Origin of the sequence: Paenibacillus sp. 1_12, from assembly GCF_900114475.1 — a bacterium.
Lineage (GTDB): Bacteria > Bacillota > Bacilli > Paenibacillales > NBRC-103111 > Paenibacillus_S.
Genome location: NZ_FOTE01000004.1, coordinates 52,178 through 75,858 on the forward strand (window position 1 = coordinate 52,178; position 23,681 = coordinate 75,858).

Consider the following 23,681-nt stretch of genomic DNA (forward strand, 5'->3'; position numbering starts at 1 on the left):
AAGATGCAGCATAGACCTCCAGACAACTGGCGACATGTTTATTTACATGTTTCCAGTTTTTTTATGTAATTATATAACCCACTATAAGAAAAGGAGCTTGTTGAAGATGAATAGAACCCAATCGGTTCTTGCTATTATCGTATCCTTATCTGTACTATTCACGGCTTGCTCCAAGGATGGGAAACGAACAGATGAGCAGAGTCAGCAACCATTATCAGACAAGCCTGTGGAAATTAACGAGCCGGTCAACCTGATCTTTTACGTGAGCGGGGCGACCTTTACGGCCACCGAGTTTAAAAACCAGATCAAGGACCCGGTTGAAAAGAAATTTAAACAGATTACGATTGACCGGCTGGAGCCGCCATCTACAGTGACGGTTCCGGAATTATTTTCTTCAGGTACCGTTCCAGACCTGGTGTTTGGGGACAATTATCATACGTTAAAAAAGCTCAAGGTCGTCGAGGATTTGCGTCCATGGTTCAAGAAATATAATTTTGACGAAAACCGGATTAAGCCGTATTTGTCAGGTTATATTCATTCGTTCGGAGACAACGGCGAGATCTATGGTGTTCCTTACAATTCCAATCAACACATTTTGTATTACAATAAGGACGTTTTTGATAAATTCGGTGTTCCATATCCGTCTGACGAGCAGATGACTTGGGAACAGGCTCTGGATTTGGCACGCCAGCTGACAAGAACGGAAAATGGAGTCCAGTACATCGGCTTGGATGCCGAAGGACTCACTTATTATTCAAGAAGCCTGGCACTGGCAACCATTGATCCGATCACGGGCAAATCACTTTTGGGCAGTCCGGAATGGCTGCGGGTATTTAATATAACGAAGGCCAACTTTGACATTCCCGGCTTCCTGCCCAAGGATAATACCAAGTATTTGTGGGGAAGAGATGTCTTTATGAAGGATCGGACGATGGCGATGCGGCCAGCCTGGCTAGCTAATATGGTCGGGCCTATGGAGGAGCTGCGCCAGCAGGGGATTGATGTGAACTGGGATATTGCGCCAATTCCTACCTTTGCCGATCAGCTTGGCAAAACACGTGAAACTCAGGTCCATTCTATCACCATGACCAGCCTTAGCAAGAAAAAAGATGCCGCCTTCCAGGTTATTCAATATCTGCTGTCCGATGAAGCACAGCGAATTATATCACGCAACGGCAGGGTGCCTGCGATTATTAATCCTGAGCTGGAAAAGGAATACGGTGCAGACGTAGGCACGTTGAAGGGGAAGAAGATCCAGAATATTTTTGTGGGCACCCCACTTCAAACGCATAAATCCAATCCATTTGAAACGGATATTGGTAAATATATGACCGAAGCCAATCTGGATTTGGCCCATGGTGTTGACGTGAATTCGGCGATCCGCAAAGCGTCGGAAAACATCGATAAAGAAATCGAAAGGCTGCAAAAAAATCAATAACAATGATATGCAAAGCAGACTTAGTCTATAGAAATTAAGCTCGTAGATGACGACTATCCAAAAGGGAGATGTGTATAAGATGAGTACATCAGAACGCAAGCTGCATTTGAACGCTTTTATTCGCGGGGCCGGGCATCATGAGGCGGCATGGAGACACCCGGACACTCATCCGGAGCTATCGCTTAATATTCAACATTTCATTCAGCTGGCACAGACCGCAGAGCGCGGCCTGCTCGATTCACTCTTTTTGGCTGATGGTTACGTGGGAAAGATGAGCAGGCTGGAGCCGTTCACCTTTCTATCTGCGTTAGCTGCCGTCACCCAACATATCGGACTGATTGCCACGGTGAATACGACGTATAATGAGCCCTTCCATATTGCGCGCAAATTTGCTTCCCTCGATCATATCAGCAACGGACGTGCTGGTTGGAACATCGTAACGGGATCAGGCTCAGCAGAGGCAAATTTCGGTAGAGAAGAACACCCAGAGCATTCACTACGCTATGAAACCGCCGAAGAGTTCGTTGAAGTGACAAAACAGCTGTGGGATAGCTGGGAGGACGATGCTGTTGTTTATAATAAACAGTCGGGCACACAGTTTGCTCATGATAAGGTCCATGAAATTAATTTTAAGGGAAAGCACTATTCCGTGAAGGGTCCACTGAACATTCCGCGACCGCCTCAGGGCTATCCGGTGCTTGTTCAGGCGGGTTCTTCCGAAAGCGGCAAGGAATTGGCCGCCAAGACAGCTGAGGTTATATTCACAGCGCAGCAGACGTTTGATGACGGCAAAGCCTTTTATAGCGATGTAAAATCAAGATTGGCCAAGTATGGAAGGAAACCGGAGCAGCTGCAAATATTACCGGGCATCAGTCCGATTCTGGCGGATACGGAAGCTGAAGCTAGAGAGATTGAGCGGGAGCTGGATAATCTGATTGATACAACAGATGCTGTCAAAAGGCTATCGTCTCGCTTTGGAGTTGATTTATCGGAATATCCGCTTGATGGCCCGGTTCCCCTGCATGAAGCAAAGGCACTTGAAGAGGTAAATGGTAATAAAAGTCGTCATCAGCTTGTTGTCGATTTGGTACGTAATGAAAATCTGACGATCCGCCAGCTTGTACAGCGTCTTGCAGGTGCAAGGGGACACCTTACCTTTACGGGGACTCCTCTGCAAATGGCGGATGTAATGGAGCATTGGTTTAAAAACGGTGCTGCTGATGGCTTTAACGTGATGCCGCAGCTATACCCGAGTGGATTGGATGTATTTGTTGATAAAGTTATCCCTGAGCTGCAAAACCGAGGTTTATTCCGCACCGCTTACGAGGGGATAACATTACGTGAGAATTTGGGTCTGGCTCGTCCGGCTAACTTGCGTCAAGTCCCGAATGCTGCTGTATATCAGAATTGAGGGAATAGCACAACGGAGAATATCTATAATTATCGTGACATTCTGGTAAAATGGACTTATCCGATGGGGTGTTCATAATTATAACATAGGAGACGGGAGGCGTTAGAGTGACTGCCTACAAAATTGGCGTATTGCGGGGAGACGGGATCGGTCCGGAAATCGTTCAGTCCGCTGTTGATGTGCTGACGGCTGCATCGAAAATTGTTCAAGGCGTTGAGCTGGATTGGCTGGAGCTTCCGATGGGCTGGCCTGCGATCAGAGAGTTCGGTGATGCGCTGCCTTTACTCACGAAGGAGGCGCTCGGCAGCTGCCACGGCTGGATCATGGGACCGCATGATTCCTCGTCTTATCCCTTGGAGCATCAGGAAAAGCGAAATCCAAGCGGAGAGCTGCGTCATCACTTTGATCTGTATGCCAATATTCGTCCGAACAAAACGATCCCCGGAATCAAGAGTGTTGTGGGTGAAGCGGACTTGGTCATTTATCGTGAAAATACGGAGGGCTTTTATCCGGATCGAAATATGTTTACTGGTATGGGGGAGTGGCTGGTTACGCCTGATGTCGCTGTTTCGGTCGGTGTATTTACGCGTAAAGCTGCTGAGCGTATTGCCCATGCCGCTTTTCAGTCAGCGATGAAGCGGAGCAAGCATGTTACTATTGTACACAAGGCTAATGTGATCAAGCTGGGTTACGGTCTGTTCTTAAGCACCTGCCGTGAAGTCGGGGCACAGTACCCGGAAGTAACGGTTGACGACTATCATATTGATGCGATGGCAGCACATCTCGTGCGCCGTGCCAAGGATTTTGATGTCATTGTGACAACGAATATGTTCGGCGATATTCTCTCTGACTTGGCGGGCGAGCTGGTGGGAAGTCTGGGACTGGCTCCTTCCATTAATGCGAGCGATGATAGAGCGATGGCACAGGCAGCCCACGGATCAGCACCGGACATTGCTGGAAGCAATACAGCCAATCCGGTTGGAGAGCTGCTCTCGTCTGTGATGCTGCTGGATTGGCTTGGCAATCGGCATAACGATTCTAGACTGCATCAAATCGGACGGCTTATAGAAAATGCAATACTGAGCACAATTGAGGGCGGAGTGAGCACGCGGGATCTCGGTGGATCAGCCTCAACGACTGCATTCACGCAAGCTGTTATCGCTAAGCTGATTTAGAGTTAACTGCGATTGGAGCGCATCAAAAATTTTGGGAAATAATACAAAACCTTATTGACATGGAAGATAAGGGGTGCTATATTTCAAACTACAGTAATAAGATAGGAATAATATACATTGTGTAATCAACTACCGGACAACCGGAGATCCAGCTTTACTAAGCTATATCTTCGGTTTTTTTTGCGTAATCGATCATCATGCAGGTGTGTGGCAGTGACAAAAGCTACCGGCCGTTCAAGCAGGATTTGATCCGCTACATTCGAAGGTACTAAATAGTTAATAATTGTATTAAATAGTAAAAATTTAAAAAATAGCATTGCCAGATTGGTAGTGCTATGGTAAAGTGAATAAATTCATACTAAAACTATAGGAATAGTAAGTAGCGATGACCAGTCCACTGGAAGAGCACAACATTTTGTTGTGCTTTTTTTGTGCAAAATCGCATTAGGGTATTCAAAGGAGTGAGGATATGATGGTTCAGCATAAAGCAATAGAACCTGAATTCGGTTGGTATATGCCAACAAGAGGAGATGGCCCTTTTATTGGCGTCAAGCCTGATCGTGTGGTAGACACTGCTTATATGATTCGTGTTGCACAGGCAGTGGAGGAGGCGGGTTATACTTTTGCGCTGATCCCGACAGGAGGACATTGTACGGATGCCTGGATCATGGGCGCGACATTAGCGGCTCATACGAAGGTGTTGAAGCCACTGGTAGCTATGCGCCCGGGCTTAATCGCTCCTGCGCTGGCTGCACGAATGGGGGCTACGCTGGATGAGGTGACAGGAGGCAGGGCTCTGATCAATATCGTAACGGGGAGTTCGCCCGAGGATATGAAAGCTATGGGCGACTCGCTGGCCTTTGACAAGGATGCCAGATATGCGCGTACGCTGGAATATATCCAGATTGTCCGCCAGCTGTGGATTAACTCCCAGGAGGTAGAAGGCAATACCCTATTGGCGTCACGCAGCAAGGGTAAGGAAGTAGAACCGTTTGATTTCAACGGACAGTACTTTCAGATTGAGGGTGGAGTTAGCTACCCATCACCAGTGCAGAAGCCGCATCCGCCGTTTTATTTTGGCGGCAGCTCGCCGGCAGCGAAACGAACTGCAGCTGAGATCGCCGATGTGTATCTGATGTGGGCGGAGCCGCTCGATTGGATCAAAGAGCAAATAGATGAAGTCGAGTATCACCGTGATGTGCTTTACAGGACGCAAGGCATTGACCGGGAAATTCGCTATGGCATCAGGGCACAGGTAGTTATTCGCGAGACGGAGGAAGAGGCGTGGGCAGCAGCCAGGCTTATTGTAAGCCAAGTCGCTCCTGCCACTCTGGAGGAAACGGAGGCAAGGTTCTCAAAGGCGGAGTCGGCTGGGCAACAAAGGCAAAATCAGGTGCGGCGGCAATCGGCCAGCAATGATTATGTCATTGCCCCGAACTTCTGGGCCGGGCTTTCGGTTGTGCGCGGAGGTGGTGCAATGGCGTTTGTGGGCACTCCGGATCAGGTAGCGGACCGGTTGATCGAATATATCGATATCGGCGTCACCTCCTTTATACTATCAGGCTATCCCAATCTTGAGGAAGCGTCGATCTCCGGTAAAGCACTAATTCCTGCAGTGAAAAAGAAGCTGTTGGAGCGGGCTGATGCCAGCCATAAAGACATTTTTGTATCTTAACGCAAAGCATCGTAAATCGTCGTACAGCATCATCAAGCATACATTGCTTAGCTGCTGCCAGAGCGCTGTAGTCGGACTGTGCAGCTTGTTCACTGGATTCATAAATTTTATCCCCAATATAAATATTAGGAGTGTTTAATCATGAGTATCAATCTTAGAAAATTTGGCAGAACCGGTTTAAAGGTATCCGAGGTTAGCTTGGGCACAATGGCATTTGGACGTTGGATCAGCGAGCAGCAATCGGCTGACGTATTGGATACGGCACTTGATGCCGGTATTAACCTGATAGATACCGCAGATGTGTACGGCACGGGATCGGACCGCAACAATCCGTTGGAGGGTGGACAATCGGAAACCATCCTCGGCAACCTGCTGGGAGAGCGCAGACATCGTATTATATTGGCAACGAAGGTTCACGGTCGAGTCGGACTTGAGCCCAATGATGCAGGTCAGAGCCGATATCACATTTTGCGTGCAGTCGAAAACAGTCTTAAGCGCTTGAAAACCGACTACATCGATTTATACCAGGTGCACCGTTTTGACGAAAATACACCGCTTGAGGAATCCTTGAGAGCTTTGGACGATCTGGTTCGCCAAGGTAAGGTCAGATACATCGGAGCTTCCAACTACGCTGCGTGGCAAATTGCCAAGGCTCATGGCATCTCAGCCCGATTAAATCTTCACCGGTACGAAAGCATTCAGCCGGAGTACAGCATTATTGCCCGCGACATTGAGAAGGAGCTGCTGCCTTTTGCCGCTTCCGAAGAAGTCGGCGTAATTGTGTACAGTCCGCTCGGACGTGGTTTGCTAACAGGCAAATACAACTTTGAGCAGGCGCCGCCCGAAGGAACTCGCGGAGCAGCCGGGGAGCAGCGTCTGCAGGTGCTGCTTGATGAGAAGCGCAACTTCCAGATTGTTGAGCAATTAAAAGGGATTGCCGAACGTAAAGGCTGGTCATTGGCTCAGCTGGCACTGACATGGGTTGTCAGCAGACCGCATATTACGTCCGCTATTCTGGGGGCTTCCAATGCCAAGCAAGTGACAGAATCTATACAGCATATAGGAGAGAAGTTATCGGCTGAAGAGCTTGCCGAAATCGATGTCATTACGAGCGAAGCGGCACGGTCTGGCCAAGGTTCATCGGCGCTTAAAGAACCCGCAGGTGCGGCAAGAAGCTAATCGAGCAGCAAGAGATGGATCAAGAAGTGCGGTGAATAATGAACGGAGTGGGAATTGTTCACTGACTTCGAGACCATCCCGATCAGAGACTGCAGAGTGACAGGTCCGACAAGAGGGAGTGTTCATGATGGCGGAAATTGTAATTAATCATTTATATAAGCGTTATGGCAAGGATAAGCATCCGGTCGTTCAAGATTTCCATCTGGATATCAAAGACAAGGAATTCCTTGTTTTTGTAGGTCCATCCGGCTGCGGCAAATCGACGACACTGCGAATGATCGCCGGGCTTGAGGACGTCACTGAAGGTGAGATTTATATCGGCGATACCCTGGTCAACGACCTGCCTCCCAAGGATCGGGATATCGCTATGGTTTTTCAGAACTATGCCTTATACCCGAATTTGAGTGTCTATGAGAATATCGCATTTGGTCTCAGGCTTCGTAAGCTACCCAAGCATGAAATCGATTTGGCGGTAAAAAAGGCGGCACGCGTGCTGGAAATTGAACAGTACTTGGATCGAAAACCTAAAAATTTATCAGGCGGTCAGCGGCAGCGGGTTGCGTTAGGTCGTGCAATTGTCCGCAACCCCAAAGTATTCCTCATGGATGAGCCCCTATCCAATCTGGACGCGAAGCTGCGGGTGCAGATGCGTACAGAAATTATCAAGCTTCACAAAACGCTGGGCGTTACCTTCATCTATGTAACTCACGATCAGATCGAAGCGATGACGATGGGGGATCGGATTGTGGTGATGAAGGACGGCGTCATTCAGCAGGTGGATACACCGGAAACCATCTACAGATTCCCGAGCAATACCTTCGTTGCGAGCTTCATCGGCTCACCGCAAATGAACTTTATCGACGGACGTATTGTGGAAAATGTTCCGGGCAAGCTTGAATTCTCGACATCTCGTTTTTCGTTGGAAATTCCTAATGATTTGGCACCGACCTTGGTTAAGCACAATCAGGTTAACCGGACGGTAACGCTTGGGATTCGACCGGAAAATATTAATCTGGAAGGTCTTTACTCGGATGCGATTCTGACAGGCGTATATAAGCTCAGCGAGTTGATGGGCGCAGACCGATTCCTTCATCTGGATATCGGTCAGGATAAGCTGCTGGTCGTTCGGGTCAATCCAGGCTTTCAGGCTAAGGATGATGAGTCGGTTCGACTTTCTCCGGATATGACGAAGGCTTTATTTTTCCACAGGGACACCGGAACCAGATTTGTTTAAATCACGTTTGTCATCGGGAAGGGAGTGTACGTATTGTTTTTCATTCATTTTACTAAACATTCTCGGAAGCGAATCCTACTCGTTGTGTTAGCTTACATCCTGGGAGCGGTTAGCCTCCTGCCAGCGGAAGGGACAGCTCCGGTGGCAAATGCAGCAGCTCTCAAGCAGGAGCAGCAGCCAGCTGCTGGTGTCACACCATCAGCTGTCAAAGCACAGGATGTGAAACCTAGCAGCGGCCCCGAGTCTGAACCTTATTATGCCGATGCCTTGCAAGTTTGGAAGCAGCAGGGGGCTCAGGATGCAGCAGCTTCTGTGATCATTAAAGCTTCGACACCTGCGGCACGTTCACAGGGCACAGCCTTTTCTACAGGCAGCTTTGAGGGGAAATCGGATGTTTTGCTATGGAAAGGAGCTTCTACAAGCTGGGTGGAATACCAGTTTAACGTGACTGCAAAGGGTTTATACGAATTTCAGGCCTCCTATCGACCGCTTCCGGGTAACGGGGTCGGCAATCCAATCGCATGGGACGTAACGCTTGACGGGAAGCACCCATTTCGGGAAGCCTCCTCCATTACATTTTATCGGGAATGGAAGGATTCGCGTCCTATTCTGAAAAATGATGATGGAGACGAAGTACGGCCCCGTTCGATTGAAGCTCCGGCTTGGCGAATTAAACCGTTTATTGATTCGGAAGGCGCTTATGCAAATCCGTTAAAGTGGTATCTTACCGAGGGCGTTCACACCCTTAGATTAAGCGGGATCGAACCGGTTGCTATTGATGAGCTGCGTATTGTGCCTCCAGAAAAGCCCAGGCCATACGCAGGAGTAGCAGCCAGTTATCCCCTGTCAAATCCTGTTCAAGCAACGGCTTTAACTCTGCAGGCCGAAGATATGGCTTTGAAAAATGATACGTCGATTAAGCTGTTCTCTGACACGGACCCGCGCACAGTTCCTGTCGCCAAGGGTAGAATCACCTACAACACGGTTGGAGGCAAACGATGGATGTATCAAAACCAGGAAATTATCTGGAATTTCGAGGTGCCTGAGACAGGCAAATATAAGCTGGCGCTGCGCTCTCTGCAAAACCAAATTTCGCAAAAATCCTCTTTTCGTAGAATCAAGATTGATGACAAGGTACCTTTTGAAGAGTTTCTTACGTATCGGTTTCCCTACAATTCAGGCTGGAAGGGAACTGTCATCGAACAGCCTGACGGCAAGCCCTACGAGCTGTATCTTGAAAAAGGAAAACATACACTATCGATAGCTGTTACTGGAGCTCCCGTCAAGCCTGTCCTGATCGGAATTGATGAATTATCGCAGAAGCTTCGCTCAATCGATCAGGATTTAAGAGCCCTTACGGGTGGCTTAATTGACAGAAATCGCACCTGGAAGGTGGATCAGGACCTGCCTGATCTGGCAGGTCGTTTGGATGAAACGGCAAAGCTGATGGACAGTCTGTCCGGGCAGCTGCTGCAGGTGAATGGCAGCAAAGACAGCATCATTCAGGGCTTCAGCACGTCTGCCCAGGATGTCCGCGAGCTGCTGAAGAAGCTTGATGATGTCCCTTATTATGCCGATCAAATTACAAGTATTAACGAAAAGATCAGTAATTTTATTGAGCAGCTGCTGCAGCAGCCGCTGCAGTTGGATGAAATCTACATTGCTCCGCTGGAAAAACCGTTTCCCGAGATGGAAGCCTCATGGATTTCACAAATAGTCGGTTCAGTAACGAACTTTTTCTACTCCTTCCAATCGAGGGACAGCCTGAGTGATTTGGATGAACGCGTATTGAACGTCTGGGTGCAGCGCGGTCGCGACTATGTGGATCAATTGCAGCAGCTGACGGATGAGGTATTCACAGCGGATACGGGTATCAAGGTCAAGGTTAACCTGCTGCCAACATCCCAGCTGCTCGTTATGTCCAATGCGGCAGGCATACAGCCCGATGTAGCGCTTGGATTGACACAAGATTTACCTGTGGATTATGCGATTCGCGGAAGTGTTACGGATTTATCGAAGCTCCCTGATTTTGGGAAGATTTATAATCAGTTCAGTCCAGGCTCCTGGCTGCCGCTTCACTATAATAAGGGATACTATGCGATCCCTGAAACGCAGTCGTTTCAGGTTCTCTATTATCGAAAGGATATATTGAAGCAGCTGAATCTGGACATACCGCAGACATGGGATGATGTATATGCGCTGCTGCCGGTTTTACAGCAAAATTCATTGAATTTCTATATGAATCCGAAGGACTATACGCCTTTCTTTTATCAAAATCATGCCGAGTTCTATGATCCGCAGGGCTTAAGAACGGCGCTGGATACTCCGCAGGGCTTTAAATCGTTTAAGCAATGGACTGATCTGTATAATACGTATGCGGTGGAGAAAGAGGTTCCAAGCTTTTACCAGCATTTCCGCAGAGGTACGATGCCAATTGGCGTTTCGGATTACAATATGTATGTACAGCTTACGGCTGCGGCTCCTGAGCTGAATAATCGCTGGGGGATTGCTGAAATTCCCGGTGTCAAGCAGTCGGATGGAACCATTGAACGATGGGCTGGAGGCGGGCAAAGAACCGGTGTTATTTTCGAAAAGTCCAAGAAAAAGGATCAAGCCTGGAAATTCATGCAATGGTGGATTTCTCCTGAGACCCAGGCACGTTATGGTAACGACATCGAAGCAGTGAATGGTGTAGCTTTCCGCTGGAATACTTCCAATGCGGAAGCGTTCGTCAAGCTGCCATGGAAGCAGGAGGATGCCAACATTATTCTCAAGCAGTGGAGCTGGTATAAGGATGTTCCCAATCTGCCTGGCGGCTACTTTTTGGAAAGAGAGATTACAAATGCATGGCTGCGGGCTGTTGTAGATGGGACGAATTACCGAAGCTCACTGGAAACCGCGGTCCTGGACATCGATAGGGAGCTCAGGCGCAAGCAGCAGGAATTCGGTTATGTCGATCAGGATGGCCGAACCATCAAAACTTTAGATTTACCGGTGATTCATAAGCCGTGGGAAGGGGTTAACGCCTATGTTAAATAAAATCTCGAATGTCGCGATTAGCACGCCTGTCAATGCGTCTGCTAAGCCACAGGTAGAGCCGCAAGTAGAGTTGCAAGTAGAGCCGCAAGCTAGCAGGCTTAGCAGCCTACTCTCGGAAATATGGGCGTATCGTCTATCCTATCTATTTATTGCGCCGTTTATGCTGTGCTTCATTGCCTTTATACTCATCCCTGTGTTGGCTGCCGTAGGATTAAGTTTTACTTATTTTAATGCCATAGAACAGCCGAGATTTATCGGATGGCAAAATTTTCAGTATCTGATCTCTCAGGATCTGTTGTTCTTAAAATATGCACTGCCCAACACGTTCAAGTTTGCGCTTATTGTCGGGCCGGGCGGCTATATAGCAGCCTTTACACTTGCCTGGCTGATTACCCAGCTGCCCGATTCACTGCGCAGATGGTTTGCGCTAGCGATGTATACGCCGTCCCTGACGATTGGAATTGCCATGTCGATCGTATGGCTGCCCATGCTGACCGGAGATCGAATCGGATATTTGAATAGTATTTTGCTGCAGCTTGGGTTCATTGATGTTCCTAAGCTGTGGGTAACTAGTAAAGATTATTTAATGAACTCGATGATTGTGGTTACGCTTTGGTCCAGTATGGGCGTCGGCTTTCTGGCTATGCTGGCCGGTATTCTCAATGTGAACAAGGAGCTGTATGAGGCGGGGCGTCTGGATGGCATCTCCAGCAGAATACAGGAAATCTGGTTCATTACGATCCCGTCGATGAAGCCGCAGATGCTGTTTGGGGCGGTGATGGCTATTGTTGCTACGTTTAAAGCAGGAGCGATTGGCGTCGAGTTGTCCGGTGTGAATCCGACCCCCGAATATGCAGGCCACTTGATCATTAATCATATCGATGATTATGGATTTATCCGTTTTGAAATGGGCTATGCAGCAGCGATTTCTGTATTTCTGCTGATTCTGATGTATGTGTCCAATAAATTGAGCTGGTCGCTGTTCGGTTCAGCCGACGATTAATCGGGCTTCGCTTCGGAAATGCTAGAATTTCGGTGAATAAGTCCCGCTGCGCTGCCAAATATCCTTCCGATCGCTGTTGTTTCCGTATTTTTAATTTTTTAAGAGATTTAGCGGTAAAAGTACGGAAACAAAGGCGAGCGCTAACGCTTCTCCAGGATCATTTGGCCGCTCCGCTCATTATTCACCGGACTTCTAGTAATGCTTACGAAGAAAGTTTTCTTAAAAGAAAACTCAAGTGAATGCTTTCGACGCAAGTTTTCCATACGGAAAACTCAAGTGATGCTTACGATGTAGGCTTTCCAAAGGAAAGCCTGAGGAGGTTCATAGATGACTACATTGCGCTTGCCCGGGAAGCTTTCTCATGCTTTCCGCAGAAGACCCCGGCTGTCAAGAATGGACACGTTTCAAAAAATATTGATCGTCCTGATGGTTGTATTATCCATCTTCATGCTGCTGCCTATCGTATATATTTTGAACCATGCTTTAAAGCCTTATCATGAGCTGTTTGTGTATCCGCCTAATATTTTTGTCAGGGAGCCTACCCTTCAGAACTTCACGGAGCTGTTTCTGGTAGCCGCCAACTCTACCGTGCCGATTACTCGCTACTTATTTAACAGCGTGGTCATATCGGTTGCAGCCGTAGTTGGCGTTACGCTAGTGAGTGCAATGTGCGCCTATCCGATCTCGAAGCATAAATTTCCGGGTCATAAATACGTATTCAGTCTTATTCTGCTGACATTGATGTTCGCTCCCGAGGTGATGCAAATTCCAAGATATTTGGTAGTCAGCCATCTAGGTATTATGAATACGTATTGGGGGCATATTTTACCACTGCTTGCGATGCCTGTAGGTGTATTTTTGCTTAAGCAGTTTATCGATCAGCTGCCGAACGAACTGCTGGAGGCGGCGAGAATAGACGGAGCAGGTGAAATTCGTGTGTTTTTGCGGATTGTCATTCCGGTGTGCATGCCGGCAGTAGCGACTGTAGCGATTTTGACGTTTCAAAACTCCTGGGGCAATGTGGAAACCTCTCAGCTGTTTATGCAAAATGATGAAATGAAAAATTTTCCGTTTTTTCTGAGTACATTAACGAATAATGCAGCCAATATTGTAGCCCGTCAAGGCGCAGCAGCAGCAGCAGCTTTAATTATGTTCGTGCCGAACCTGCTGATCTTCTTGTTCTTCCAGGGAAAAGTAATCTCGACGATGGCACATTCAGGTATTAAATAAAACCGAGAAGTCTGCCCAACGGATAGAGCTGGTTAACCCAATCGACTCCGTTGGATAGACTCCGAAGAAAGGAGGACGACTTCTTGCGCTCGTATCTTATGAAACAGCTTCTTCTGATCCTGCTTGCGGCTATCATCTCGACGGTGTTCATTCGACCGGGAGAAATCCTTGCTTATACGCCGTACAACACCAATTACAAGGATGGTTACGATCAATTGGTTTGGACACAGTCTGCCTACAATCCGGTTGCGGCTCTTGGGCGCGAGATTTATATTCCTGACCCCAAAAAGCCAGATCAGCTGATCTTTTCTCCACTTAAGCAAGCTCAGGATCTGTTTATTGATGATAAGGATCAGATCTATATCGCGGACACCGGGAACAATCGGATTGTTCATTTGGATGAAAAAGGAAATCTGGTCCGTATTTTGGAGGTCAAGGAAAGTCCTTTGAATAAGCCGCAAGGACTGTTTATCGACTCCAAGGGAACGATTTACGTTGCCGATACGGGGAACAAACGTGTGGTTAGCCTTGATAAGGATGGGAAATTAATTCGCGAGTTTCAGCGTCCCGAATCCAAGTTTCTTCCTGCATCATTCAAGTTTGATCCGGTGAAGCTGGTCGTGGACAAACGCGGGTTTCTATATATAGCAGCTTTGGGCGGCTATCAGGGGCTTGTACAGCTGGATCCAACAGGTAATTTTCAAGGCTTCTTTGGTGCTAATACGACAAGCTTTTCCTTGATCGATATGTTCAAAAGGCTGGTGTATACACGGGAAATGTACGTGCGGGAAATCAGCAAGCTGCCCGGCTCGATAGCGAGCGTGACGGCCGATCAGGATGGCATGATCTATACGGTTTCCAAGGATGTGGAATACGGACAAATCAAGAAACTGAATATCGCAGGGCTCGACCAGCTGGAAAGTAAAGGCGATTTCGCCAAGAGCGATAAGAAAACGTCTTATGGGGAAAGAGCCTTTTTTGATTATCAGAATCGTGTGCCCTTATTATCGGATTTAACCGTAGACCTGGATGGGAATATTACGGTGATTGATTCGAAGCTGAAGGTTGTGAATCAATACGACAGCTCCGGTAATTTGCTGTTTTTCTGGTGGGGCGACGACAACGCGGTCACGACCAAGCTGGGTTTGGTTAAGACGCCAACAGCCATTACGACCAACTCTAAAAATGAATTGTTTATTCTTGACGGCGAAAATAATTTTGTTCAATCGTTTCGGCTTTCTGAATTTGGCGCCTTGGTACACAAGGCGAACCATTTGACACAGGAGGGCAAATATGAGGAGAGCGAGGCGCTCTGGGCAGAGGTAAACCGGCTTAACGCCTACTATACACCGGCGATTTTGGGGCTGGCGAAGGCCGCTTATAAAAAAGGCGACTACACCCGGGCGCAGCAGCTGTTTTACGAGGCAGGTCAGGCTCAGGGCTACTCGGATGCTTTTTGGCAAAATCGCCTGGTTTGGTTTCAAAAGAATTTCGGCGTGTTGATGAATGTCCTCATAGCGGTATTCATCGTGCTGTTTATTTTGGAGAAATGGAGCAAGAAAAGTGATTGGCGGCAAAAGTGGCGTCAGCGCAAGCGGAGTGAGCGTATCCTTGTACAGCAGCTGGGGCAAGCCTTTTATATATTAAAGCATCCGATTGATGGATTTGGAGCGCTTCGTTACGAAAACAAAGCAGGCGCATGGAGCAGCCTGATTATATGGGTATTGGCTCTAACATCCTTTTGCATCATGCAGGCAGGTATCAGCTTTATTTTTAATCCAGCTGTTATTCTTGAAGTTAATTTGCTAACGGTAGCTGTCCAATTTCTGGCTATTTGGCTTGCATGGGTCATTTCCAACTATTTGATTTCCTCGATTTTACGAGGGGAAGGCCGATTCCGTGATGTGGTTTATGGAAGCACGTATGCCTTATTTCCACTGGTGCTGGTCGGACTCCCACTAACCATCATCTCCAATGTCATGACATTAAATGAAAGCTCGATTTATTACTTTTTCTATATTGGCTTGTTTGTATGGATTGGCCTGCTGCTGTTCTGGAAGGTGCAGAGCATGCAAAATTACAGTATAGGGGAAACGTCGGTGAGCGTCGTGCTGTCATTGATTACGATGACCGTGCTTGGCGTATTGATTTTTATTACGGTTGGATTAACGAAAGAATTGACGGACTTCGGCTATTCGGTCTTCCAGGAGGTAACGATTCGATGAGGCGTAAGCAGGTTTGGTATCGATCAGCAGCTGCGCTGATAGTAGCTTTGATAGTGGGAATCGCGTTCTTTCAGCAGCAGGGAGTGAACTGGCTGTATGCCGCCGATCAGAAGGAGAGCGGTACAGCGGTTTCAGCTGCAGCTGCGCCGCAGTCTCCAGCTTCGGGACAGAGCTCGACAGCAACCGCGTCTCCAGCATCGGGGCAAAGTTCGACAGTGAACGCACCCGCAGCTTCAGGGCAAAGTTCGACAGCACCCGCACCAGCAGCAACAGTGCAGAGTTCGACAGCAACTGCACCAGCACCCGCAGCTCAGCAGCCAGCTGGAGCGGCAAAGTCAGGCCTTCCAGATGAAGCGGGCTTTCGAGTTATTGCAGAATCGTCGGTGTTGAAGCTATGGGTCCATGACACGACGGCCCACTTTAAGGTGGAGCACAAACAAACCGGCCAGGTATGGCGTTCCTATCCGAATCCGGAGCAATGGCCCAAGGAAACGATAACAGGAACCTGGAGAAATAATTTATTATCGCCAATAATGCTTGAATACATTGATGCGTCCAATTCCAAGTCTCAGGCCAAAACAATCAGCTGGACGGAGGATAAGGGCGTTCTAGAAGGCTTCCAAACGACTCCAAACGGGTTCAAGGTAGTGTTCAATTTTACAGGTACGCAATTTAAAATTCCAATCGAGGTCAGATTGCAGGATGATTTCGTAGATACGGTTATTGTGGACCCGGATATTAAAGAAGGCAAGCTTAGCCTGCTGAATTTGAAGCTGTATCCGTTATTGGGAGCTGAGGCCTACAATGATAAGCAGGAGGGCTACCTGTTTGTACCGGACGGCTCAGGGGCTTTGATTCGCTTCAAGCCAAACCAGGCCAATGATAAATCGTTTTATCGTGCCAGTGTGTATGGGCCTGACAGTTCCTTCTTTAATGAAACGACAGCACGCAACCCGCTCAGAATCCCTGTATTCGGTTTAAAATCGGGAGCGCAGGGCCTGGTCGGCGTGATGGTTTCGGGTGAGGAATATGGCAAGGTATTCGCAGCTCCGAATGGTGCCTTCGGACAATATAACTGGGTAACGACAGAATGGCAGTACCGCACAAAATTTTTCCAAAATACGAGCAAAAAAGCACAAACCGGATTTTTTACTTACAGTAAGGATCGTTTTACAGTTCCTGAGCGTAAGACCCGCTTTTATTTCCTCGCACCGGACAAAAGCGGTTACGTAGGTATGGCGGAGAAATACAGGGCTTATTTGATTAAAGACAAAAGCTTGAAGCTTGTTCAGCCCAAAAGCGGCGAGGTCCCCGTATATATCGACATCATTGGCGCGGATATCAAAAAGGGATTGCTGTGGGACAAATATTTGAAGGGGACGTCGACGGCTGAGGCTATTGATATGATCAAGAGCCTGACCGCACGGGGGCTCAAAAATTTGACGGTTCAATATGCAGGATGGCAGCAGGATGGCTACAGTTCGCATGGAGGTCTGTTCCCCGTCGATTCACGAATAGGGGGTAATGATGGGATGCAGCAATTTATCCAATACGCTCATTCCCAGCAAATTCCGGTATACCTGACAGCCAACTATACATTGAATAATAATGGCAGAGACCGATTTTGGCCGATGTTTGACGGGCTTCGTGATTTGGCGGGCAAAGTAATCGAATTTGAAAATTATGCCAATCATGAAATGACAACGCTGGTGAGTCCGATCTTTACCACTAATGTGGCCCAAAAGGATTTGGGCAGCTACAAAGCGCTTGGTGCTGACGGTATTTATTTCAATGAGGGCATCGGACAATATTTGAACAGTGATTACAACAACAGCTATCGGGCAAGCCGCAGTGATGTGTTAAAGAGTCAGCAGGCTATTCTCAAGCAGACGAAGGACACGCTTGGCAGCGTCCATGCAGAAAACGCCAATTTTTATGCTTTGAACGAGATTAATCATATACATCGGTTAGCTGACACTTATTCGTATGATATTTTTGTAGATGAATCGGTACCTTTTACACAAATTGTGCTGCATGGTTTGATCACGTACACATCGGAATGGTCGAATCTACGTGAACAGTATCGTACGGATTTCCTGCGCAGTATCGAATTGGGCGCTTATCCTGCCTATGTATTTACGAGTGCTCCCTCCGGTACGATGAAAGGCGCCTATTCCGTTTGGTATTACAGTATGAATTATCGGGATTGGGAGGCGTCAGCGGCAGAGGAGTATAAACGGTTTAATGAAGCACTTGGTGATGTTCAGGATAAGCTGATCATCGGACACAGAACGTTGGCTCCCAATGTCAAGGAAACCACTTATGAAGGTGGCAAAACCATCATCGTGAACTACAACGAGCAGGAATTCACGAATGGCGGTATTCGCGTTCCGGCCCAGGATTTTATTGTCGGGAAGAGGGGGACGCAGCAATGAGCAAAATGAGATTTCAAGGAGCCACCCTCCGTAAATTGGAGGGTACGCTTTTCATTACACCGTGGGTCGTTGGTTTTTTGGCTTTTGTGGCTTTTCCTTTGGTTTTCTCTTTATACATGAGCTTTCATCGTGTAAAGGTGACGGTCAATGGGATTGAAACAATCCCGAATGGTGTGGAATATTATCGTGAAATTTTATTTGCTGATGGCGGACTGCTGTATGACGACTTGATTCCCTTTCTGCGTGAAGCAGCGGTCATGATCCCGATTATTCTCATATTTTCGCTGCTGATTGCGATTTTATTGAATCAGCAGTTTTGGGGAAGAACCTTTTTTCGAATCGTTTTTTTCCTGCCGGTTATTTTTTCATCGGGTCAAATTATATTGGAATTTATTAAACAGGGTGAAGGTACGTTATCCTTTGTGGAATCTTTACGAATCGATTCGTATATTATTGAATATGTGCCCAAAACCTGGGTCGAACCGATTAACCATGTGATCAGCTCGTTTGTGCTTGTGCTTTGGTACTCAGGGGTGCAAATTCTGATCTTCCTGGCCGGGAGACAGACGATTTCGTCCTCGGTTTACGAGGCTGCTCGTATTGACGGTGCGGACCCATGGAATACATTTTGGAAAATCACGCTGCCGGGACTTATACCGTTTATTTTTTTAAACTTGATCTTTACGGTCGTCGATTTGTTTACATTTCCGACCAATCCGATTATTAGCAAAGTGACGACAGCGAATTATGGACTGTCCAGTGCTCTTGCCTGGATTTATTTTATGATCGTGCTCGTTTTCATCGGTATAGTCATGCTGCTGTACAGCCGGGTCGACAAGGCATTCAGCGGCAAGCGCAGCTAGGAAATGCTTACGAAGAAAGCTTCCAAAGGAAGCTGAGCATAAGCTTACGAAGTTAGTTTTTGCATACGCAAAAACACAGCATAAGCTTACGAAGCCAGTTTTGCATACGCAAAACTCTTAGGAGGGACCACCATGGAACGCGTGCTCCAATTATTCAAAAAACGTCAATTGGCCGATGTATCCATCAGGGACCGATTGATCTCCACGAAATATTTTTTGATCGGCAAAGAAGCGGATAAAGGGTTTCTGTTCCGCTTGTTTTTGTACCTGATATTGATCGATACCGCATTTATTTATTTAAAGCCTATTTTGTACATGGTGATCACGATGCTGAAGGATGCCAACAATATGCTGGATTCGTCCGTGATCTGGGTGCCCCGGTCGCTGTATACCGGACATCTTCAGGCAGCATTCGAGATGCTCAAATTCAAGTCGGCCTTTTTCTACAGTTTGACAATTTCATTGTCCGTCTCCATTCTGCAGATTATTTCCTGCTCGATCGCGGGCTACGCATTTGCCAGACTGGAATTTCCATTGAAAAAGCTGTTGTTTGCCGCCTTGGTATTTACGTTTATTATGCCTCCGCAGCTGACGATATTGCCTTCCATTCTAATGTTCAAAGAAATAGGCTGGGCAAATACGTATTTGCCGATGATTGTGCCAGCGGTATTCGGTCATGGATTGAAGGGGGCGCTGTTCGTTATTATTTTTCGTCAGTTTTTCTCAACGCTGCCTAAGGAGCTTGAAGAGGCGGCAAGAATCGACGGAGCCAATGCTTTCCGATTTTTCTTTAAGGTCATGCTGCCGATTTCCAAATCTGCGATCATTGTCGTTTTTTTATTCTCGTTTGTGTGGAATTGGAACGATTTTTACCTGCCCTCGATGTATATGTCCGGCTCCAAGGAAGTCCCTCTGTCCATCAGCTTGGCTAAGCTGGCTGCATCCTTGACAGCGGATGAAGCGCAAGGAGGGACCAGTATTTTCTCGGAGCCCATCAAAATGGCCGCATCCTTTCTCATCATTGTTCCGGTACTGATTGTATACGGAATTGCACAGCGATGGTTTGTCGAAGGTATTGAGCGCACGGGGTTGGTCGAGTGAAGGCTACACGTTTGCTGACAGAGTATGTGCTGTCCAAATGGCCGATATATATCGTAGCTGCCTTGTCCATATCATGTGGAAATATTATACAGTCGTACTATCCGAAGCTGCTCGGCCTGTTTACCGATCAGCTGCAGCAGGGGGAACTGACCAAAGCGTTAATTATCCATTACAGCCTGGAACTGCTCGGTATTGGCGTTTCCTTCGGGCTGTTGACGGCTGTCGGGCAGTATTTGATCATGAGAATGGGCAGACGGTTTGAATATGTTGTCAGAAAACGGCTGTTCGACCATTTTACGACGCTTAGTGCTGAATTTTATTCGAAGCATGGGGTAGGCAAGCTGCTCAGCTATGTGATGAATGATGTGACGGCGATCCGGGAATCGATTTCCATGGGATTCAACCACATTATTAACTCGACGATCCTGATCATATCGGTCGTGGTTACGATGCTCTTTAGCTCTATTCCGTTTTATTTGATTGTCTGCTGTGTGTTCCCGCTGCTGTTCATACCTTATCTGGTTGTCCGTTTTCGTCCGGTAATTAAGAAACGATCTCTGCTGGTTCAGGAGGCTCTGGGCAAAATGACGGAGTCTGCTGAGGAGCAATTCGGCGGCATTCGTGTAGCGAAGACATTTGCCGTAGAGCCGATCATGAATTCCCGCTTCGGTGAGGCTGTAGACCGTATTCGTGATCATCAGCTGCGTCTGGTTCGTTTATCTTCGCTATTTGAAGCGATGATTCCGTTTCTGGGCGCCTTTTCGCTGATTGTAACGATTGCCTTTGGCGGTTATTTAACGATTCATCAGCAAATTTCGCTTGGGAATTTTGTAGCATTGACCCTATATATTCGCATGATGGTGAATCCGCTTCAGCAAATTGGTCGTGTGATTAACACGATGCAGCGCTCAAGAGCATCGCTTGATCGCATCAACCAATTATTGGATAATAAATCGGAAATCGTTGAAATCGAGCAAGCCAAATCGTCCAGCTTCGCTGACTCTGGAATCCAGGTAAAGGGATTATCCTTCGCTTACCCAGGGGAAGAGGATGAGGTGCTTCACAATATTAGCTTCAGTTTGCAGGCAGGAAAATCGTTGGGGATTGTCGGCAAAACAGGCAGCGGCAAGTCAACATTGGTAAAGCTATTGCTCCGTATTTATGATCCGCCGGCAGGAACCGTGTGGATTGGCGATACGGATATTCGTGAGCTTACACTGGAAAGTCTTCGAACCCAAATTGCCTACGTACCCCAGGAGGGTTTTCTGTTCAGTACGACGATTCGCGACAATATCGCCTTTTTCCGAAGAAGCTCGTCGCTTGATCTGGTTGAGAAAGCGGCGGGTCAAGCGCAAATATCGTCGAGTATTGCTTTATTTCCCGATAAGTTCGAGACCAAGCTGGGAGAGAGAGGGGTCACGCTGTCGGGCGGACAACGGCAGCGCACAAGTCTGGCCCGCGGCCTGATCAAAGAATCGCCAATTATGATTCTGGACGACAGTGTCAGCGCCGTGGACTCTGTTACTGAAAAGAGCATCATTGATACGGTGCGCAAGGTACGGGCCCGGAAGACGACGATTTGGATCGCGCATCGCATCAGTGCGCTTAAGCACGCGGATGAAATTATCGTGCTGGATAAAGGCTGCATCGTGGAGCGAGGCTCCCATAAGGAGCTGATCGCCCAAGAAGGCTTATATGCGAAGCTGCTTGCTATACAAGAGGAGGGAAGCAGCATTGCCGAATCTAAGTAAGGAAAAACAGAACAACAAGCAGGAGAGCACGCCGCCAAAAGCGAGTAAAGCCTACAAGTCGGCATTTCGCGAGCTGTCGGTTTATGCAAAGCCGCACAGGCTTACTTTTATCATCGTATTTTTCTGTACGGTGCTGTCAATTGCTGCAGACCTTCTTCAACCCTATCTGGTAAAAATTGCCATTGATGAACATTTAATGATTGGCAAAAATGATTACCGCACACTCCTGATCATATGCGCAGTTTACTTGGGATTATCGATCAGCAGTCTGCTGTTTACCTATCTGCAGAACAACCTGCTGCAGCTGGCGGGTCAGAGTATCGTTGCTCGAATCCGCAAGGATTTGTTCCGGCATATTTTCAAATTGTCGATGTCCTACTATGATCGTACGTCCAGCGGCAGCTTAATTACACATGTGTCGAGTGATACGGAAACGCTCAATCAGTTTTTTACGCAGGTGCTGTTAAGTCTGGTACGTGATGGGATGACGCTGATTTTTATTATTGTCATTATGTTTCAATTGGACGTTCAATTAACGTGGTACTGCATGGTGATTATGCCGATTATTGTGCTTATCGCATCAGGGTTTCGTTCCTATATGCGGAAAACCTACCAAATATCCAGAGCGCAGCTGTCCCAGCTCGTTTCGTATGTGGCAGAAAACTTGTCCGGTATGCATCTGATTCAAGCCTTCCATCAGGAGAAGGAGCAGCAATCGCGGTTTTTGGATCACAATGTCAGTTATTACAAGGCCAATCTGCGCGAGATCAGAACGAATGTGATGTTTAATCGATCCTTTGATATTTTGGGTAATTTGTCGGTTGCTTTTGTGACATGGCTAGGGGGTATTGCTGTTTTTGATAAGACCATTGAATTTGGTGTCTTGTATGCTTTTATCACGTACATCCGGCAATTTTTTCAGCCGATCAATACGATTACGCAGCAGTGGAATACGCTCCAATCGACCACGGTTTCCTTGAACCGGATCTGGAATGTGTTCTCAATTAAGCCGGAGATTACGGATGCAGTCGACGCGAAACCTCTAGACTTGGCTTGCATTAGCGGAAAAATCGATTTTGATAACGTTAGCTTTGCTTATCATGAGGGGACGAGGGTCATTAAGGAGCTCGATCTGCATATTGTACCGGGAGAATTGATCGGGATTGTTGGCTCCACGGGAGCAGGGAAAAGCTCGCTGATCAGTCTGCTCTGCAGGTTTTACGATGTGCAGCAAGGCAGTATTCGGATTGATGATGTGGATATTCGTGATATGGCACAATCTCAGCTGCACCGTCTGGTCGGACTTGTACAGCAGGAGCCGTATTTATACTCGGGCAGCATTATGGATAATGTCCGATTGTTTGACGAGACGATATCACGTGAACAGGTCATTCAGGCGTGCAGGCTGGTCGGGGCTGATGTGCTTATTACCCGTTTGAAGGAGGGCTATGATACGCACGTATCGGAGCGGGGAAGCGGATTGTCTGCTGGTGAGCGGCAGTTGATCTCCTTTGCACGAATTATTGTATTTCAGCCAAAAGTATTGATTTTGGACGAGGCTACCGCGAATCTGGACTCCTACACGGAGCAAATGATACAAGGTGCGCTGAACATTGTTGCCAAGGGAAGAACGTCGATTGTGATCGCCCATCGGCTATCAACGGTTATGCAGGCGGATCGCATTATGGTGATGAGCCAAGGACGTATTGTAGAAGAGGGGACCCATAGCGAGCTGCTTGCGCTGCATGGTTACTATGAACAGCTCTACCTGCATTCGCAAGGGACTATTACGCAAGATACGGGGTAAGGCTGTTGTACTGCTGCGTATGATCTTATGAAATACATTCCATTTCTGTTTAAAAATAGGATTGACACCGTACTTATTTGATGATATATTTCATTTCATAGTAATTCTATAGGAA

15 protein-coding genes are annotated in these 23,681 nt (G+C 47.5%); all 15 read left to right on the forward strand.

Translation table 11 applies throughout. The features are described from left to right. The first annotated feature begins 106 nt into the window (after positions 1 to 106). The gene (locus tag BM210_RS10695; protein ID WP_091167779.1) at positions 107 to 1,438 is read left to right on the forward strand and encodes an ABC transporter substrate-binding protein; all 1,332 of its coding nucleotides are present in this window, start codon (positions 107 to 109) and stop codon (positions 1,436 to 1,438) included. A 79-nt stretch (positions 1,439 to 1,517) separates the two neighbouring features. Beyond that, positions 1,518 to 2,849, forward strand: a complete 1,332-nt coding sequence (locus BM210_RS10700; RefSeq protein ID WP_091167781.1) for an LLM class flavin-dependent oxidoreductase — start codon at positions 1,518 to 1,520, stop codon at positions 2,847 to 2,849. 107 nt (positions 2,850 to 2,956) lie between these two features. After that, the gene (locus BM210_RS10705; protein WP_091167782.1) at positions 2,957 to 4,024 is read left to right on the forward strand and encodes an isocitrate/isopropylmalate dehydrogenase family protein; all 1,068 of its coding nucleotides are present in this window, start codon (positions 2,957 to 2,959) and stop codon (positions 4,022 to 4,024) included. A 469-nt stretch (positions 4,025 to 4,493) separates the two neighbouring features. Continuing rightward, positions 4,494 to 5,699 (forward strand): LLM class flavin-dependent oxidoreductase, encoded by a 1,206-nt coding sequence (locus BM210_RS10710; RefSeq protein ID WP_371263456.1) that lies wholly within the window; start codon positions 4,494 to 4,496, stop codon positions 5,697 to 5,699. A 141-nt stretch (positions 5,700 to 5,840) separates the two neighbouring features. Then, positions 5,841 to 6,878, forward strand: coding sequence for an aldo/keto reductase (locus BM210_RS10715; RefSeq protein WP_091167786.1), 1,038 nt, complete (start codon positions 5,841 to 5,843; stop codon positions 6,876 to 6,878). A gap of 127 nt (positions 6,879 to 7,005) precedes the next feature. Then, on the forward strand, positions 7,006 to 8,112 hold the full coding sequence (locus tag BM210_RS10720) for an ABC transporter ATP-binding protein (protein WP_091168428.1): 1,107 nt from the start codon (positions 7,006 to 7,008) through the stop codon (positions 8,110 to 8,112). Positions 8,113 to 8,145: 33 nt separating this feature from the next. Next, complete coding sequence (locus BM210_RS10725; RefSeq protein ID WP_256223491.1) at positions 8,146 to 11,151, forward strand: extracellular solute-binding protein; 3,006 nt, start codon at positions 8,146 to 8,148, stop codon at positions 11,149 to 11,151. After that, positions 11,141 to 12,154, forward strand: a complete 1,014-nt coding sequence (locus tag BM210_RS10730; RefSeq protein WP_091167788.1) for a carbohydrate ABC transporter permease — start codon at positions 11,141 to 11,143, stop codon at positions 12,152 to 12,154. The genes BM210_RS10725 and BM210_RS10730 overlap by 11 nt, the downstream gene beginning before the upstream one ends. A 327-nt stretch (positions 12,155 to 12,481) precedes the next feature. Continuing rightward, positions 12,482 to 13,384, forward strand: coding sequence for a carbohydrate ABC transporter permease (locus BM210_RS10735; protein WP_091167789.1), 903 nt, complete (start codon positions 12,482 to 12,484; stop codon positions 13,382 to 13,384). Between the two features lie 98 nt (positions 13,385 to 13,482). Beyond that, a complete protein-coding gene (locus BM210_RS10740; RefSeq protein ID WP_371263463.1) occupies positions 13,483 to 15,609 on the forward strand; it encodes an SMP-30/gluconolactonase/LRE family protein in 2,127 nt (708 codons plus the stop codon). Continuing rightward, on the forward strand, positions 15,606 to 18,044 hold the full coding sequence (locus BM210_RS35340) for a DUF5696 domain-containing protein (RefSeq protein ID WP_091167792.1): 2,439 nt from the start codon (positions 15,606 to 15,608) through the stop codon (positions 18,042 to 18,044). The genes BM210_RS10740 and BM210_RS35340 overlap by 4 nt, the downstream gene beginning before the upstream one ends. Continuing rightward, positions 18,041 to 18,907, forward strand: coding sequence for a carbohydrate ABC transporter permease (locus BM210_RS10750; protein WP_091167793.1), 867 nt, complete (start codon positions 18,041 to 18,043; stop codon positions 18,905 to 18,907). Before BM210_RS35340 ends, BM210_RS10750 begins: the two co-directional genes overlap by 4 nt. A gap of 132 nt (positions 18,908 to 19,039) precedes the next feature. Further along, entirely contained in the window at positions 19,040 to 20,008 is a 969-nt protein-coding gene (locus BM210_RS10755; protein ID WP_091167794.1) for a carbohydrate ABC transporter permease, read from the forward strand. After that, positions 20,005 to 21,759, forward strand: coding sequence for an ABC transporter ATP-binding protein (locus BM210_RS10760; protein ID WP_091167795.1), 1,755 nt, complete (start codon positions 20,005 to 20,007; stop codon positions 21,757 to 21,759). The genes BM210_RS10755 and BM210_RS10760 overlap by 4 nt, the downstream gene beginning before the upstream one ends. Further along, the gene (locus BM210_RS10765) at positions 21,743 to 23,566 is read left to right on the forward strand and encodes an ABC transporter ATP-binding protein (RefSeq protein ID WP_256223492.1); all 1,824 of its coding nucleotides are present in this window, start codon (positions 21,743 to 21,745) and stop codon (positions 23,564 to 23,566) included. Before BM210_RS10760 ends, BM210_RS10765 begins: the two co-directional genes overlap by 17 nt. Positions 23,567 to 23,681 lie beyond the last annotated feature (115 nt).

Bases quoted from the DNA above. Each gene is read 5' to 3' on its own strand.
- BM210_RS10695 (WP_091167779.1), top strand. From the start codon at position 107: ATGAATAGAACCCAATCGGTTCTTGCTATTATCGTATCCTTATCTGTA.
- BM210_RS10700 (WP_091167781.1), top strand. From the start codon at position 1,518: ATGAGTACATCAGAACGCAAGCTGCATTTGAACGCTTTTATTCGCGGG.
- BM210_RS10710 (WP_371263456.1), top strand. From the start codon at position 4,494: ATGATGGTTCAGCATAAAGCAATAGAACCTGAATTCGGTTGGTATATG.
- BM210_RS10715 (WP_091167786.1), top strand. From the start codon at position 5,841: ATGAGTATCAATCTTAGAAAATTTGGCAGAACCGGTTTAAAGGTATCC.
- BM210_RS10720 (WP_091168428.1), top strand. From the start codon at position 7,006: ATGGCGGAAATTGTAATTAATCATTTATATAAGCGTTATGGCAAGGAT.
- BM210_RS10730 (WP_091167788.1), top strand. From the start codon at position 11,141: ATGTTAAATAAAATCTCGAATGTCGCGATTAGCACGCCTGTCAATGCG.
- BM210_RS10735 (WP_091167789.1), top strand. From the start codon at position 12,482: ATGACTACATTGCGCTTGCCCGGGAAGCTTTCTCATGCTTTCCGCAGA.
- BM210_RS10740 (WP_371263463.1), top strand. From the start codon at position 13,483: ATGAAACAGCTTCTTCTGATCCTGCTTGCGGCTATCATCTCGACGGTG.
- BM210_RS35340 (WP_091167792.1), top strand. From the start codon at position 15,606: ATGAGGCGTAAGCAGGTTTGGTATCGATCAGCAGCTGCGCTGATAGTA.
- BM210_RS10750 (WP_091167793.1), top strand. From the start codon at position 18,041: ATGAGCAAAATGAGATTTCAAGGAGCCACCCTCCGTAAATTGGAGGGT.
- BM210_RS10755 (WP_091167794.1), top strand. From the start codon at position 19,040: ATGGAACGCGTGCTCCAATTATTCAAAAAACGTCAATTGGCCGATGTA.